The organism is Streptomyces sp. Qhu_M48 (genome assembly GCF_051305195.1).
Classification (GTDB): Bacteria; Actinomycetota; Actinomycetes; order Streptomycetales; family Streptomycetaceae; genus Streptomyces.
This window is the reverse complement of the sequence record NZ_CP195432.1, coordinates 6,727,131-6,741,772: the sequence shown is the minus strand read 5'-3', so window position 1 is coordinate 6,741,772 and position 14,642 is coordinate 6,727,131. Positions and strand designations below refer to the sequence as shown.

The 14,642-nt window shown below is 72.0% G+C and carries 16 protein-coding genes; 8 read left to right on the top strand and 8 right to left on the bottom strand.

Annotation, left to right across the window (positions count from 1 at the left end; translation table 11 throughout):
• Positions 1-159 precede the first annotated feature (159 nt).
• A complete protein-coding gene (locus tag ACRRSS_RS30110) occupies positions 160-963 on the bottom strand; it encodes an enoyl-CoA hydratase/isomerase family protein (protein ID WP_435974194.1) in 804 nt (267 codons plus the stop codon).
• Positions 964-1,275: 312 nt separating this feature from the next.
• On the opposite strand from ACRRSS_RS30110, the gene ACRRSS_RS30105 reads away from it, so the two are divergent.
• Positions 1,276-1,443, top strand: a complete 168-nt coding sequence (locus ACRRSS_RS30105; RefSeq protein ID WP_009997451.1) for a DUF3117 domain-containing protein — start codon at positions 1,276-1,278, stop codon at positions 1,441-1,443.
• Between the two features lie 193 nt (positions 1,444-1,636).
• On the opposite strand, the gene ACRRSS_RS30100 is transcribed toward ACRRSS_RS30105, so the two are convergent.
• Positions 1,637-2,302, bottom strand: a complete 666-nt coding sequence (locus ACRRSS_RS30100) for an O-methyltransferase (protein WP_435974193.1) — start codon at positions 2,300-2,302, stop codon at positions 1,637-1,639.
• Positions 2,303-2,444: 142 nt separating this feature from the next.
• Here ACRRSS_RS30100 and sigE point away from each other — a divergent pair, with 142 nt between their 5' ends.
• From sigE to ACRRSS_RS30075, 5 genes are all read left to right on the top strand, one after another.
• On the top strand, positions 2,445-3,203 hold the full coding sequence (gene sigE / locus ACRRSS_RS30095; protein ID WP_435974192.1) for an RNA polymerase sigma factor SigE: 759 nt from the start codon (positions 2,445-2,447) through the stop codon (positions 3,201-3,203).
• Positions 3,200-4,156: an anti-sigma factor family protein gene (locus tag ACRRSS_RS30090; protein ID WP_435974191.1), complete on the top strand. Its 957-nt coding sequence runs from the start codon at positions 3,200-3,202 to the stop codon at positions 4,154-4,156. The genes sigE and ACRRSS_RS30090 overlap by 4 nt, the downstream gene beginning before the upstream one ends.
• A gap of 78 nt (positions 4,157-4,234) precedes the next feature.
• Positions 4,235-6,085: a trypsin-like peptidase domain-containing protein gene (locus ACRRSS_RS30085; protein ID WP_435974190.1), complete on the top strand. Its 1,851-nt coding sequence runs from the start codon at positions 4,235-4,237 to the stop codon at positions 6,083-6,085.
• A 91-nt stretch (positions 6,086-6,176) separates the two neighbouring features.
• Entirely contained in the window at positions 6,177-6,638 is a 462-nt protein-coding gene (locus ACRRSS_RS30080; RefSeq protein WP_435974189.1) for a sec-independent translocase, read from the top strand.
• Between the two features lie 74 nt (positions 6,639-6,712).
• Positions 6,713-7,339, top strand: a complete 627-nt coding sequence (locus ACRRSS_RS30075; RefSeq protein WP_435974188.1) for a hypothetical protein — start codon at positions 6,713-6,715, stop codon at positions 7,337-7,339.
• Between the two features lie 118 nt (positions 7,340-7,457).
• Here ACRRSS_RS30075 and ACRRSS_RS30070 read toward each other — a convergent pair whose 3' ends face one another.
• The 3 genes from ACRRSS_RS30070 to ACRRSS_RS30060 are packed head-to-tail and all read right to left on the bottom strand — an operon-like array spanning position 7,458 to position 10,478.
• Positions 7,458-8,591 carry an Mrp/NBP35 family ATP-binding protein gene (locus ACRRSS_RS30070; protein ID WP_435974187.1) on the bottom strand — a complete coding sequence of 378 codons (1,134 nt, stop codon included), beginning with the start codon at positions 8,589-8,591 and terminating at the stop codon, positions 7,458-7,460.
• 44 nt (positions 8,592-8,635) lie between these two features.
• A complete protein-coding gene (locus tag ACRRSS_RS30065) occupies positions 8,636-9,205 on the bottom strand; it encodes a DUF1003 domain-containing protein (protein WP_435974186.1) in 570 nt (189 codons plus the stop codon).
• Positions 9,195-10,478, bottom strand: a complete 1,284-nt coding sequence (locus tag ACRRSS_RS30060; protein ID WP_435974185.1) for a magnesium transporter MgtE N-terminal domain-containing protein — start codon at positions 10,476-10,478, stop codon at positions 9,195-9,197. The genes ACRRSS_RS30065 and ACRRSS_RS30060 overlap by 11 nt, the downstream gene beginning before the upstream one ends.
• 342 nt (positions 10,479-10,820) lie before the next feature.
• Between ACRRSS_RS30060 and ACRRSS_RS30055 the strand changes: the two genes are divergently transcribed.
• Positions 10,821-11,537, top strand: coding sequence for a hypothetical protein (locus tag ACRRSS_RS30055; RefSeq protein ID WP_435974184.1), 717 nt, complete (start codon positions 10,821-10,823; stop codon positions 11,535-11,537).
• A 38-nt stretch (positions 11,538-11,575) separates the two neighbouring features.
• On the opposite strand, the gene ACRRSS_RS30050 is transcribed toward ACRRSS_RS30055, so the two are convergent.
• A complete protein-coding gene (locus ACRRSS_RS30050; RefSeq protein ID WP_435974183.1) occupies positions 11,576-12,085 on the bottom strand; it encodes a hypothetical protein in 510 nt (169 codons plus the stop codon).
• Positions 12,086-12,109: 24 nt separating this feature from the next.
• Positions 12,110-13,237 (bottom strand): magnesium and cobalt transport protein CorA, encoded by a 1,128-nt coding sequence (locus ACRRSS_RS30045; RefSeq protein ID WP_435974182.1) that lies wholly within the window; start codon positions 13,235-13,237, stop codon positions 12,110-12,112.
• A 418-nt stretch (positions 13,238-13,655) separates the two neighbouring features.
• Here ACRRSS_RS30045 and ACRRSS_RS30040 point away from each other — a divergent pair, with 418 nt between their 5' ends.
• On the top strand, positions 13,656-14,240 hold the full coding sequence (locus ACRRSS_RS30040) for a suppressor of fused domain protein (RefSeq protein WP_435974181.1): 585 nt from the start codon (positions 13,656-13,658) through the stop codon (positions 14,238-14,240).
• Between the two features lie 111 nt (positions 14,241-14,351).
• On the opposite strand, the gene ACRRSS_RS30035 is transcribed toward ACRRSS_RS30040, so the two are convergent.
• The gene (locus tag ACRRSS_RS30035; RefSeq protein WP_435974180.1) at positions 14,352-14,624 is read right to left on the bottom strand and encodes a hypothetical protein; all 273 of its coding nucleotides are present in this window, start codon (positions 14,622-14,624) and stop codon (positions 14,352-14,354) included.
• Positions 14,625-14,642: the final 18 nt, after the last annotated feature.

The following is a 14,642-nucleotide window of genomic DNA, read 5'->3' as shown; positions in this document are numbered from 1 at the left end:
GAAACGCGTCGCGTGGAGGTCGGCCGAGCCGTTGTCCGCGGAGACGCGCGGCCACCAGGACCCGACGGTGCGCGGGATGCCGCCCCCGGTCATGTGCGTCCGCGTGGTGAGTGGATCTCACGTCCACCCACCACGCGTACGAACGCGTTCCGTCCCGGCTCAGCGGCCCAGGTACTTCGGCTTCTCCTTGGCGACGAACGCGCGGACCGCGATCGTGTGGTCCTCCGAGGAGCCCGCCAGGCTCTGGAGTTCCTCCTCCTTCTCCAGGGCCTCGGCGAGCGAGTGGTCGGCGCCGTAGGCGAGGGACTCCTTGAGGGCCGCGTACGCGACCGTCGGACCCTCCGCCAGCTCGCGGGCCACCTTCTCGGCCTCGGCGGCCAGGTCGGCGGAGGGGACCAGACGGTTCGCGATGCCGAGTTCGTACGCCTCCCGCGCGCCGATCGAGCGCGGGAAGAGCAGCAGGTCGGACGCGCGGCTCGCGCCGATCAGCCGGGGCAGCGTCCAGGACACGCCCGAGTCGGCGGTGAGCGCGACCCCCGCGAACGAGGTGTTGAACGAGGCGGTCTCCGCGACCACCCGGTAGTCCGCCGCGAGCGCGAAGCCGAGGCCGGCCCCGGCCGCGACGCCGTTCACGCCCGCCACCACCGGCTTCCGCATGCCGGCGAGCGCCTTGGTGATCGGGTTGTAGTGGTCGCGGACCGTGTTCATGGTCTCGCGGGTGCCGTTCTCCTGGTCCGCCATGAGCAGACCCACGTGCTCCTTGAGGTCCTGGCCTACGCAGAACGCCCGCTCGCCCGCCGCGGTGAGCAGCACCGCCCGTACGGCGGGGTCCGCGGCGGCCGTCTCCGCCGCGTCCCGGAGGGCGATCTTCGTCGCCACATTCATGGCGTTCATGGCCTCGGGCCGGTTGAGGGTGATGGTGGCGAGTCCGTCGCTCACCTCGTACAGCACCGTGTCGGCCATGGGGTTCCCTTCGCCTCATTGCGTGGTTGACCAGCACAGCATGGCGGAGATCACCCTCCCCGCACATGTGAGCTGTGTCAAAGACCGAAGGGGCCCCGGGGGACGCGAAGCGGCGAAGTATCGCAGGCGGATCGCCGAAATGTGGGGTTTTGAGAGAGCGCGTTGCGCAAGCGATGCCATTCGATGTTGGTCATCGGGTCCTGCCATGCGGGATAATGACCTGGAAGCAATGTGTTCGAAGCCGGCGACGCGTGCTCCATATCATGGAGCTGCCCGGCTGACAAAGAGCTGGTTTCAGGAAGGGGAACAAGCATGGCGGCCATGAAGCCGCGGACGGGTGACGGCCCGCTCGAGGTGACCAAGGAGGGGCGGGGCATCGTCATGCGCGTTCCGCTCGAAGGCGGCGGTCGGCTTGTCGTCGAGCTGACTCCCGACGAGGCCGAGGCACTGGGCGACGCCCTGAAGAAGGTCGTCGGCTGACCCCTTCCCTCGCATCCTGACCACTGCCCCGGTACGGCTCGCCGTACCGGGGCAGTGGTGTGTCCGCGGGGTGTACGGGAGGCGGCGCGGGGCCCCGGCCCCGGCCCGGTGCGGTTCCGGCCCGGCGAGACCGGCGGTACGGCGGCTCCGGGCGCGGTGGTGCCACGGCTCCGGACCCGGCCGTGCCACGGCTTCAGCCCCGGCGGACCGCGCACAGCAGGCCGTCGCCCACCGGCAGCAGGGAGGGGATGAGCTCCTGGCTCTCCCGCACCGTACGCAGCAGCTCGCGGATCCGCTGGACCTCGGCCGGCTGGGCCGCCGAGTCGACCGTGCGGCCGTCCGCGAAGACGCCCTCGAAGCAGACGAGACCGCCGGGCCGCAGCAGGCGCAACGATTCAGCGAGGTAGTCCAGGTACTCCAGCCGGTCGCCGTCGCAGAACACCAGGTCGTATCCGCCGTCCGCCAGCCGCGGCAGGACGTCCAGGGCCCGGCCGGGGATGAAGCGGGCCCGGTTGCCCGTGAAGCCGGCCTCGCGGAACGCCGTCTTGGCGAGCTGCTGCCGCTCCGGCTGGAGGTCCACCGTCGTCAGGACGCCGTCAGGGCGCATCCCGAGCAGTAGATAGATGCCCGACACGCCCGTGCCGGTGCCGATCTCCGCCACCGCTTTCGCGTCCGCCGTCGCGGCGAGCAGGCGCAGCGCGCCACCGGTGCCCGGGGACACCGAGGGCAGCCCTGCCTCCCGGGCCCGCTCCCGGGCCCAGCGCAGAGCGTCGTTCTCGGCGACAAAGGCGTCGGCGAACGACCAGCTCGTCTGCCGGTTGGCGGTAATGGCCCTCTCCTGTCCCCGTAGTTGACGCAACGGTGACTGTATCCGCTGTGAGCGGGAACCCGCAGATGGGACCGGGCGTTCACCAGGGGAAGGACGCGGCAGGAGGAAGCCGGGGGACCCGGTTCCAAATTCGCGTAAAGATTCTTATCCGGAGCTAACGGGCGAGGTGGCTATGGTAGGGGCTCCGCTGGACACCACCAGAGCCGACAGGGGAGGTGCGGCTGCGCCTGTGGATCGGGGAGGAGTGCTTCGGCGTCTTCTCAGGTCGGCTGGTGAGCCGAAATCCGTGACCGACACCGCTGACCGATTCCGCTCCACCGACTCCGCTCCCACCACCGCGACCTTCGCATCGGATGCGGAATCGCAGGCGTGGACTCCGCCCACCTGGGAGGAGATCGTCAGCACGCACAGTAGCCGGGTCTATCGCCTCGCCTACCGCCTCACCGGCAATCAGCACGACGCCGAGGACCTGACCCAGGAGGTCTTCGTCCGCGTCTTCCGCTCGCTGTCGACGTACACGCCGGGCACCTTCGAGGGCTGGCTCCACCGCATCACCACCAACCTCTTCCTCGACATGGTCCGGCGCAAGCAGCGCATCCGGTTCGACGCGCTCGCCGACGACGCCGCCGAGCGGCTGCCCAGCCGTGAGCCCTCGCCGCAGCAGGTGTTCAACGACACCCACTTCGACGCCGACGTGCAGCACGCCCTCGACACCCTCGCGCCCGAGTTCCGTGCCGCGGTCGTCCTCTGCGACATCGAAGGACTGTCGTACGAGGAGATCGCCGCGACCCTCGGCGTGAAGCTCGGCACCGTCCGCAGCCGGATCCACCGCGGGCGCTCCCACCTGCGCAAGGCCCTCAAGCACCGCTCCCCCGAGGCCCGGGCGGAGCGCGCCCTGGCCTCCGTCGGATGGGAGGCAGGGACAGCGTGAGCGGCACACGTCCCACGTCACCGGCCTCCGCTGAGCACCACCTCGGGGACCGGCTGGCCGCGCTCGTCGACGGCGAACTCGGTCACGACACCCGTGAGCGGGTCCTCGCCCACCTCGCGACCTGCGCCCGATGCAAGGCGGAGGCGGACGCCCAGCGCACCCTCAAGAGCGTCTTCGCCTCCGCGGCGCCCCCACCCCTTTCGGAGGGATTCCTCGCCCGGCTCCAGGGGCTACCCGGGGGCCCCGGTGAGCCGGGAGGCCCCGGTGGACCGAGAGGCCCCGGTGGACCGAGAGGCCCCCTGGAGGAACTCCTCGGCACGGGCGGAGTGAAGTCCGACGGCTTCGCCACGGCGGCCGTCGTCAGCCCGCACCCGCCGCACACCGGCTTCCGCATCCACGACGTCGGTGACCGCGCGTCCGGCGGCTCCGGCCGCGGGCGACGCTTCGCCTTCGCCGCGGCCAGCGCGGTCTCGTTCGCGGCCATCGCCCTCGGCGGCGCCCTGCCGATCGAGGCCTCGGTGAACGCGGGCACGCGCGGCGGCCAGGGCACGGGCACCGCGGTCACCCCGTTGCGCGCCACCGCGACGGGTCCCGGCGGCGGCACGGCCGTCACCCGGGGCACGCGCTCCGGCGAGCGGGGCGCCCAGTCCTTCGACGGCAACCGGGCGACCCCGGGGGCCCCGCTGTCCCCCGGGACCCCGTCGGCGGTGCCGCACGGGCCGGTGGCACCGGTCGGCCAGGGCATCGTCCCGGTGGGCGCGGTGCCGTCGGGCGCGGCGCGTCCCCTGATCGAGCCGCTGGTGGCGGTGCACCTCCAGAACCAGGCCCCCCAGTCGCTGTTCGCCCTCTCACCGTTCATACGACCGACGGCTCCGGCGCTTCCCCTGGCCTTCGGCCCCGGGCCCAGCCCGGCGCCGAGCCCGACGACCACACCGCTCGGCTCCCACCGCTGACCCGCGACCTGGTTGAATCCAGGGACAGGGGCGCCCGACCCAAGGGGCGCGGACGGGTCAGCGGGCTGCGGGGAGAGCATGAGCAACGGGAAGCCGAACTGGTGGAGCCGGCCTTCGAGCACACCGGAGGCGGGGCGGATACCCTCGCCGCCCCCGGCCGACGACGTCACCGGGGCCGGCAGCGGGGTCGGCCCCGTCGTCGAGGACGGCGACGGTGACTTCCCGCTGCCCGCGCCCCGGCCTCCGGGCGGGAGTCCGGCCGGCGCCGACGTGACGGACACGGGGGATGCCGTGGGCGTCGGGCCCGCGGCGGACGAGGCGTACGAGGCGTACGTGGCGGACCCGGCGGACCCGGCGGTGACGCCCCAGGCCGGCGCACCCGCCGAGATTCCCGCGCCCGCGCCCGTTCCCGAGGCCGCGCCCGCGCCCTCCGTCCTGCTGACCAAGAGCGAGCCTCCCGCCCCGGCGGACGCGGCTCCGACCGCGGGCCTCCCCGTCGTGGACGCCCCGGGGGCCCCGGCCGAACCGGCCTCCGCGCAGACCGCTCCACAGCCCCTGCACGCGCCCGACGAGTACCGGACGCCGCCCTACGGCGAGCCCGGGCCCTGGGCGCCCGCGCCGCCCGTACAGCGCCCCCCGGCGCCCGTACCGCCGCAGCAGGCCCATGTGCCCCCCGTACCGCCCCAGGGGCAGCCCCAGCCGCAGCCCCTCGTGCACGCGCGGGGCGGGGCCGTGCCGCCGCAGAGCGGCGCCCCCTGGGTGCAGTACGACCCCTGGGGAGCCGGCGGGGCCGGACTCCCGCCCGCGCCCGCGAAGAAGTCCCGCAAGGGGCTCGCGGTCGCGGGAGCCCTCGTCTTCGCGCTCGTCACCGGCGTCATCGGCGGCGGGATCGGCGCGTACGTCGAGCGGAACGGCGGACTCACCACCGTCGAGCTGCCGCAGGCGGACGGCGGGGACACCGACCGGGCCCCCGACAGCGTGGCCGGGATCGCGGCCAGCGCCCTGCCCGGCGTGGTCACCCTGCACGTCAGGGGCGGCGGTTCGTCCGGCACCGGCACCGGCTTCGTCCTGGACACCAAGGGCCACATCCTCACCAACAACCACGTCGTCGACGCGGCCCGGTCCTCCGAGGACATCTCGGTGACCTTCTCCAGCGGCGAGACCGCCCGCGCCAAGCTCGTCGGCAAGGACACCGGCTACGACCTGGCCGTCGTCCAGGTCACCGGCGTCTCCGGCCTCAAGCCGCTGCCGCTCGGCAACTCCGACAACGTGCGCGTCGGCGACCCGGTCGTCGCCATCGGCGCCCCCTTCGACCTCTCCAACACAGTCACCTCGGGCATCATCAGCGCCAAGGAGCGCCCGATCACCGCGGGTGGCGAGAAGGGCGACGGCACCGACATCAGCTACGTCGACGCCCTCCAGACCGACGCCCCCATCAACCCCGGCAACTCCGGCGGTCCGCTCCTCGACTCCAAGGCCCGGGTCATCGGCATCAACAGCGCGATCCGCGCCGCCGGCGGCTCCGGCGAGGGCGAGAACGCCTCCCAGCCCGGCTCCATCGGCCTCGGCTTCGCCATACCGATCAACCAGGGCAAGCGCGTCGCCGAGGAGCTCATCAACACCGGCAAGGCCACCCACCCCGTCATCGGGGTGAGCCTCGACATGCAGTTCAGCGGCGACGGCGCCCGCGTCGGCGAGAAGGGCAAGGACGGTGCCGCCTCCGTCACGCCCGACGGCCCGGCCGCGAAGGCGGGACTCCGCCCCGGGGACGTCATCACCAAGGTCGACGGACAGCGGGTGCACAACGGCGAGGAGCTGATCGTGAAGATCCGCGCCCACCGCCCCGGCGACAGGCTGGAGCTCACCCTGACCCGTGACGGCAAAGAGCTGACAAAGACGTTGACGCTCGGCTCCTCGCAGGGCACCTGAGTGCCATGTGGGGGACACCGCAAGGTACCCGTCCGGCAGTTTCGGCGGGTACCTTGGACCGGGCCCTTGACCGGCATGAAGGAGCTACTAGGTGTTCAGCGACATAGGCGCACTCGAGCTGGTGACGCTCGTCGTCCTCGCCGTGCTCGTCTTCGGGCCGGACAAGCTCCCGAAGGTCATCCAGGACGTCTCGCGTTTCGTCCGGAAGGTACGTGACTTCTCGGACAGCGCGAAGGAGGACATCCGCAGCGAGCTGGGCCCGGACTTCAAGGACTTCGAGTTCGAGGACCTCAACCCGAAGACGTTCCTGCGCAAGCAGATGGAGCAGAACGAGGACCTCAGGGAACTCAAGGAGCTGCGCGGCACCTTCGACCTCAAGAAGGAGATGAACGACGTCGCCGACGCGGTCCACGGCCGTGAGCCGCAGCCCTCGGCCGTCAACGGCTCCGGCTCCCCGGCGAACGGCTCCTCCACCGGCACCCCGGACCTGCTGAAGAAGCAGGACAAGCCGGACACCGGAGAGCGTCCGCCGTACGACTCCGACGCGACCTGACGACGGGCTGTCACCGACTCGACGCGTCCCGGTGGCTATCCTCCCTCTGTTGACGGAACGAGGAGGCGGCCTTGATGGAGACCACGAGTCGGGTGGAGGGCGTACCCACGGCCCGGCGTACCGCCGAGGGCTATCTGCGCGCGCCCTTCGCCTGGTACGGCCTCGACGAGGCGTTCACCGGGCCCCGCTGGCTGATGCAGGTCGGCACGGCGGCGGACGGAAGTGTGCAGCACGGGTCGACCGGGCACGGTGACACGCCGACCATAAAGTCGGACGCGACCGCCGCGGAGAAGGAGCGGTTCGCGGTCGTCGTGACCGTGGCCGCGAGCCCCGTACGGCGGACCGGGGACGGGACGGGCGTCCTCGATGCCACCACCGTCTCCTCGGCCGCCTGGCTGGCCGGCTCGGGGCTGCTCGTCCACACCTGGCCCGCCTCGCTGGACCACGCGACGCGGGACAACTGGCTGGACCAGCAGACGGAGACGGCGTTCGAACTCGCCGACGACCTCGACGGAGCGGAGTGGTCGACGCTGTCGCTCCCCGTGGACGGGGTGCCGGTGCCGTTTCACTACCGCGAGTCCGAGTTCGGGTGGGTCCTCGCCGGTTCCGCCGCGGGGGTGCACCTCGGGGCCTACGGGCGGGGGATGAGCGCGTACGGGCTGGGGTTCTCGCAGATCAAGGACCTCGACGCGTACGCGTGACGGCACGACGAAGGGGCACCCCGGATTCGGGGTGCCCCTTCACGCTGCGCGGCCGCCGCCGGCCGCTGGTCGGGCTGGGCCGTCGTTCCGCCCGCGGAACGACGGCCCACGACCTCCGTCAGAACTTGTTGCGCGGCGTGATGCCCAGGCTCATGCCCGACAGGCCGCGCTGACGGCCGCCGAGCTTGCCGGCGATGGCGCGGAGGGCCGCGCCCGCCGGGGAGTCCGGGTCGGACAGGACGACCGGCCTGCCCTCGTCACCGCCCTCACGGAGCCGTACGTCGATCGGGATCGAGCCGAGGACCGGGACGGTCGCGCCGGTGGTCTGCGTCAGACCGTCGGCGACCCGCTGGCCGCCGCCCGTGCCGAACACGTCGACCATCTCGTCGCAGTGCGGACACGGCAGGCCCGCCATGTTCTCCACGACACCGACGATCTTCTGGTGGGTCTGGACGGCGATCGAGCCGGCCCGCTCGGCGACCTCGGCCGCCGCCTGCTGCGGGGTGGTGACGACCAGGATCTCCGCGTTCGGGACGAGCTGCGCGACCGAGATCGCGATGTCGCCGGTGCCCGGGGGCAGGTCGAGCAGGAGGACGTCCAGGTCGCCCCAGTACACGTCCGCGAGGAACTGCTGCAGCGCGCGGTGCAGCATCGGGCCGCGCCACACGACGGGCGCGTTGCCCGGGGTGAACATGCCGATGGAGATGACCTTCACGCCGTGCGCCGACGGCGGCATGATCATGTTCTCGACCTGGGTCGGACGTCCGTCCGCGCCCAGCATCCGCGGCACGCTGTGGCCGTAGATGTCGGCGTCGACGACACCGACCTTCAGGCCGTCGGCGGCCATCGCCGCGGCCAGGTTCACGGTGACGGAGGACTTGCCGACGCCACCCTTGCCGGACGCCACCGCGTACACCCGGGTCAGCGAGCCGGGCTTCGCGAACGGCACCTCGCGCTCGGCGCTCGTGCCGCGCAGCGCCGCCGCCAGCTCCTTGCGCTGCTCGTCGCTCATCACGTCCAGCGAGACGTCGACGCCGGTGACGCCCTCGACCCGGGAGACGGCCTCGGTCACGCGCTGCGTGATGGTGTCGCGCATGGGGCACCCGGAGACCGTCAGGTAGACCGTCACGGCGACCCTGCCGTCCGGTTCGATCTCCACCGACTTGACCATGCCGAGCTCAGTGATCGGTTTGTTGATCTCGGGGTCGTTCACCGTCGCCAGTGCTTCGCGCACCGCGTCTTCCATAGCCATACCGACGATGGTACGGCGCCGACCACCGGCCCATGAAAGGCCTGTCAACGGTCGGCTACGTCACTTCCACGGGTGTCGCCGGACGGGAATAGATCCCGGCGCTCCTCCAGCTCCCTGATCAGGTCCTGGAGTTCCGAGCGGATCCAGTCACGGGTGGCGACCTCGCCGAGGCCCATCCGCAGCGCCGCGATCTCCCGCGTCAGGTACTCGGTGTCCGCGATCGACCGCTCGTTCTGCTTCCGGTCCTGTTCGAGGTTGACCCGGTCGCGGTCGTCCTGCCGGTTCTGGGCGAGCAGGATCAGCGGCGCCGCGTACGAGGCCTGGAGGGACAGCGCGAGCGTCAGGAAGATGAACGGGTACTCGTCGAACTTGAGCGACGCGGGCGCGAAGATGTTCCACACCACCCAGACGATGATCGTCAGGGTCATCCAGACGAGGAACCGGCCCGTCCCCAGGAACCGGGCGATCCGCTCCGAGAGCCGCCCGAAAGCCTCCGGGTCGTACTCGGGAAGCAGCCTGGCCCGCCGCTCGCGGGGCAGGTCGAGCCGGATGCGAGGACCCGGCCGCTCCCGCTCCCTCTCCCGCTCCCGGTCCTGCGTGCGCTCAGCCGCCATGCCCGGCCCCCTCCTCGTGGAACTCGGTCTCCCGCCAGTCCTCCGGCAGCAGGTGGTCGAGCACGTCGTCGACGGTGACCGCGCCGAGCAGCGAACCGCTCTCGTCCACCACGGGCGCCGCGACCATGTTGTACGCGGCGAGATAGCTGGTCACGGCGGGCAACGGGGTGTCCGGGCCGAGCGGCGGCAGATCGCTGTCCACGAGCGAGCTGACGAGCGTGAACGGCGGATCGCGCAGCAGCCGCTGGAAGTGCACCGTGCCCAGGTACTTGCCCGTCGGCGTCTCGTCCGGCGGCCGGCACACGTACACCTGCGCGGCGAGCGCCGGGGACAGGTCCTGCTGCCGGACCCGGGCGAGCGCGTCCGCGACCGTGGCGTCCGGCCGCAGCACGATCGGCTCCGTCGTCATCAGACCGCCGGCGGTGCGCTCCTCGTACGCCAGGAGCCGGCGCACGTCGGCCGCGTCGTCCGGCTGCATCAGGGTCAGCAGCCGCTCCTGGTCCTCCTCGGGCAGCTCGGACAGCAGGTCGGCCGCGTCGTCCGGGTCCATCGCCTCCAGGACGTCGGCCGCCCGCTCATCCTTCAGCTTGCCGAGGATCTCGATCTGGTCGTCCTCCGGCAGCTCCTCCAGGACGTCGGCGAGCCGGTCGTCGTCGAGCGCCGCGGCCACCTCGGCGCGCCGCTTGGGGGAGAGGTGGTGCAGCGCGTTGGCGAGGTCGGCGGGGCGCAGCTTCTCGAAGGTGGCGAGCAGGCTCTCGGCGCCCTGCCCGTGCTCCTCCAGGGAGAAGCCGGTGACCGCCGACCACTCGACGGTCAGCGTCTCGCCCTTGCGGCTCAGCACCCCGCCCTTCCCCTTGCGGACGAAGACCTTGTCGATCTCCCAGTCGCGGCGGGCGGGCAGCTGCTGGATGGCGACGTCGAGGACGGTGACCTCCTCGCCCTCCTGCCCGCCGGGCCCGACGAGGCGGACGCGCCGGTCGAGGAGCTCGCCGAGGACGAGCCGCTCGGTGGGGCGCCGTTCGAAGCGGCGCATGTTGACCACGCCGGTGGTGATGACCTGGCCGGACTCGACACCCGTGATGCGGGTCATGGGGACGAAGACGCGGCGGCGGCTGAGGACCTCCACGACCATGCCGAGCAGCCGCGGGGGCCTGCGGCCGACCCGCAACATGGCCACCAGGTCGCTGACCCGGCCGACCTGGTCACCGACGGGGTCGAAGACCGGGACCCCCGCGAGGTGGGAGACGAAGATCCGGGGGGCGCCTGCCGCCATGCCACGCGCCTCCTCGGTGCCGGACGATTCGAGTCCATGCGGTGCTTTGCCGGGTTCAGGCTAGCCCGTGCCGTTCCGGCCCGCCCCGGCAGCGCCTCCGTACGGCTGCCGCCGGGTCCGCCGACCGTGCCGGGTACGCTGCGGTCTTGCCGTCCCCCACCGGCACGCCGGCCCTCCCGCCCGGCAGAACAGAGGGCCGCCGCCCCGGCATCCGGTACGGGCGTGGCCCGGCAGCCCCCACGATCCCGAGAGGCAGCGCAGGTGACCGTTCGCACCCCGTCATCGCGTACCCCGTCAGCAGCGGTACGAGTCGTCCCGGCCGGGCGCCTCCGCAGAGCCGCCGTGCCGTTCGCGCTGTGCGCCGGCCTCACGGTGGGACTCGCGGCCTGCGCCGCGGACCCGGACGAGGGGACCAACGGGGTCGGGCGGCTCTCCGCCCCCGAGATCGAGGGCAAGGCGCGCTCCGTCGCGGACACGGCGAAGGCGGTACGGCTCGCCGGGACGCTGGTCAGCAAGGGCGACACCTTCAAGCTGAACATGCGGCTCAAGCAGGACGGCGCCACCGGCTCCGTGACGACGAAGAACAGCACCTTCGAGCTGCTGCGGGTCGGCGAGGCGCTCTACCTGAAGGCCGACGCGGACTTCTGGACCCACGACAGCCAGGGCGGCGACAGCCCGACGGACGCGGACGCCGAGGCCGCCGACAAGCTCGACGACATGTACGTGAAGGTGCCGCAGGGCGACCCCGCGTACAAGCAGCTGCGCGGCTTCACCGACATGGACCTGCTTCTGAAGGGGCTGATCGGGTTGCACGGCGAGCAGGTCAAGGGCGACCGGGACCAGATCGGCGGGGTCCGCACGATCAAGGTCAAGGGCGGCCCCGCGGGCGAGGGCGGCACCCTCGACGTGGCCCTGGACGGCTCTCCGTACCCGCTGCGGTTCGCGCGGGGCGGGGGAGCGGGTGTCGTGGTGCTCTCCGAGTGGAACACGGACTTCCCGCTCGCCGCGCCGTCCAGGGAGGAGACCCTCGACTACGGCAAGCAGCTGCCGCGGACCTGATTCCGGGGGTGAGGTCCGACCCGGTTCCGATTCCGGGGTCAGCGCCGCTTGCGGCGCTTGAACAGCAGCTTCGGGAGCCCGGACGGGACGCGGTCGAGGGTCGTGGCCCCCGAGGGCAGCGGTACGGCGGCCAGGGAGCCGTCGGGCAGCTCCGTGGTCGAGGAACGGGGGTCGAGCCGCAGGACCCGGCACTCGCGCGCCCAGCGGCCCGTCATCGCCTCGCCGTCGGGCGCGTTGAGCCGCTTGCCCTTGAGCTCGGCGACCGCGGCGTCCCACTCCTCGGTGCCGTGGGCGAGCTCGCGCACGGCCGCCGTCCAGACGACCAGCCGGCCGCCCTTGTCCTTGCTGCGGACGGTCACCTCGGCCGTCCCGCCGTCGGCCAGTCCCGGCAGCGGCTGCTCGCCGGGGCCGTCGCCGACGACGAACGCGGCGCCGTCGTGCCACACGTGCCAGAGCGCGCGGGCCGGCCCGGTGCCGCGGACCCACACCAGGCCGGACTTCTTGGTGGCCTCCTCGACGAGGGCGGGCCCGAGCAGCTCTTCAGTCATGGCCCGAAGCCTAGGGGATGCCGGTCAGAGCCAGCCGTTGCGCTTCAGCGTGCGGTGGATGGTGAAGCAGACCGCGATGATGCCGGTCAGCACCATCGGGTAGCCGTACTTCCAGTGCAGCTCGGGCATGTGGTCGAAGTTCATGCCGTAGACGCCGCAGACCGCCGTGGGGACCGCGACGATCGCCGCCCACGAGGTGATCTTGCGCATGTCCTCGTTCTGCGCGACGGTCGCCTGCGCCAGGTTGGCCTGGAGGATCGAGTTGAGGAGTTCGTCGAACCCGACGACCTGCTCCTGGACGCGGGCGAGGTGGTCGGCGACGTCCCGGAAGTACTTCTGGATGTCGGGGTCGACGAGCCGCATCGGCCGCTCGCTCAGCAGCTGCATCGGGCGGAGCAGCGGCGTGACGGCCCGCTTGAACTCCAGCACCTCACGCTTCAGCTGGTAGATCCGCCCGGTGTCCGTACCGCGCGAGGAGCCCTTCGTCGCCGGCGAGAAGACGTCGATCTCCAGCTGGTCGATGTCGAGTTCGACGGCGTCCGCCACCGCGATGTAGCCGTCGACGACATGGTCGGAGAGGGCGTGCAGCACGGCCGAGGGACCTTTGGCGAGCAGTTCCGGCTCGCCCTGGAGGCGGTGCCGGAGGTTGCGCAGGGAGCCCTGGCCGCCGTGCCGGACCGTGATGACGAAGTCCGGGCCGGTGAAGCACATGACCTCACCGGTCTCGACGACCTCGCTGGTCGCGGTGAGCGCGGTGTGCTCGACGTAGTGGATGGTCTTGAAGACGGTGAAGAGGGTGTCGTCGTACCGCTCCAGCTTGGGCCGCTGGTGGGCGTGGACGGCGTCCTCGACGGCGAGCGGGTGCAGTCCGAACTCGGCGGCGATACCGGCGAATTCGGCCTCGGTCGGCTCGTGCAGGCCGATCCAGGCGAAGCCGCCGCTCTCCCGCACCTGGCTCATGGCGCCACGCGGCGTGAGGCATTCGCGGTCGTCGACGCGGCTTCCGTCGCGGTAGACGGCGCAGTCGACCACGGCGCTGGAGGCCGTGTGGTCGCGGGTCGGGTCGTACGAGGTGTAGGTGGTGGGTGTCTTGCGCAGGGGGTGCCGCAGGCTCGGGCGGACGGCGGCGCGCAGGTCACGGATCATCGACATGGGCATGCTCCTTCACGGAGAGGCCGTCGGCGAGCGTGGCACAGCCCGGAATGGGGACGTGGAGCTACGTCGTCCACAAAGCGGGCGGCACCGAGGGATCGCGGTGACGGCGTTCGCTACAGACAGGCAAAGGCGAGATGCTCTTCCGTCGTGCGAGATGCCGGGGAGCGGGCCCGTACGGTCACGGGCCGGGAATCACCGGAGGTACGTACGCACCGGGCTCGGGTGCGGGTCGGAAGAGCGGCTTGTACTGCCCGATCGACTTCGGTCCATCGCAGCCCCACCTCCTCCGGCCGGTCCCTCGTGAGGGATGACGTGTGACGAGTAGTCGGGAGTCCCGACCAGCGGCCAAGACTATCAGCCGACTGAGGGTCAATCCCTTACTTTGCCCGTTCCATACGCGCTTTATGCTCAACCCATGGGAGAAGTTCTTGCTCTGGTCGAGGCCCGGCTGCGGACGGCGCTCGGAGAACCGGACGCGCGGGCCGCGGTGACGTTCCTCGGCACGGACCGGATCGAGGTACTCCGTTTCATCGACGGCGATCTCGTGCGGTACGCCACCCTCGGCATGTCCGCCCAGCCGATGGCCGACCCGACCGCCGCGCTCGCCGACCCCGTCAAGGGACCCCGCGCGGAACTCGTGCTGACCGTGCGGGCCGGACTTGCCGACACCGACAAGGTGCTGCGCCCGCTCGCCGTCCTCGCCGCGACCCCCCAGGTCGAGGGCGTGATCGTGGCGGCGGGCGCCTCGCTCGACGTCGGCGACCCGCTCTGGCCGGGCGCCGCCTTCAGCTCCGTCCTGGTCGCGGAGTCGGGCGGGCTCGTGGAGGACCTGGAGCTCGACGAGCCGATGGACCCGGTGCGGTTCCTGCCGCTGCTCCCGATGACCTCGAACGAGGCCGCGTGGAAGCGGGTGCACGGGGCGCAGGCCCTGGAGGAGCGCTGGCTCGCGCAGGGCACGGACCTGCGCGACCCGCTGCGCCGCTCCGTGAACCTGGACTGACGCACCCCGGCGGTCGGGGCGCGTCAGCGGTCTCCGGAGGGCTCGACCGGGTGGGGGCGCCGGTGGGCCGGGAGCTCGCCGCCCCCGCCCGGTCGAGCCCTCCGGTTCGGGTCACCGGGCGGTGGCGACCCGGCCGGCGACGAGGTTGGCGATCACCACGTAGACGACGGCGGGGATGCCGTAGTCGAGCAGGACCTGGAAGGTGTGCTGGGAGACGCTGAACAGCCCGATCGACCAGCCGGCGAGCCAGTCCGCGGCGCTGTGGAACCAGCCGACCACGGTGTTCCCCCTGTTGGCGTCCAGCAGGTCCAGGGCGATCCAGACGATCAGGATGCCGGCGAGGACGTGGGCCACGGTTCTTATGACGGAGTCGATGCCTCTCATGGGTTCCGTCTAGCCCGA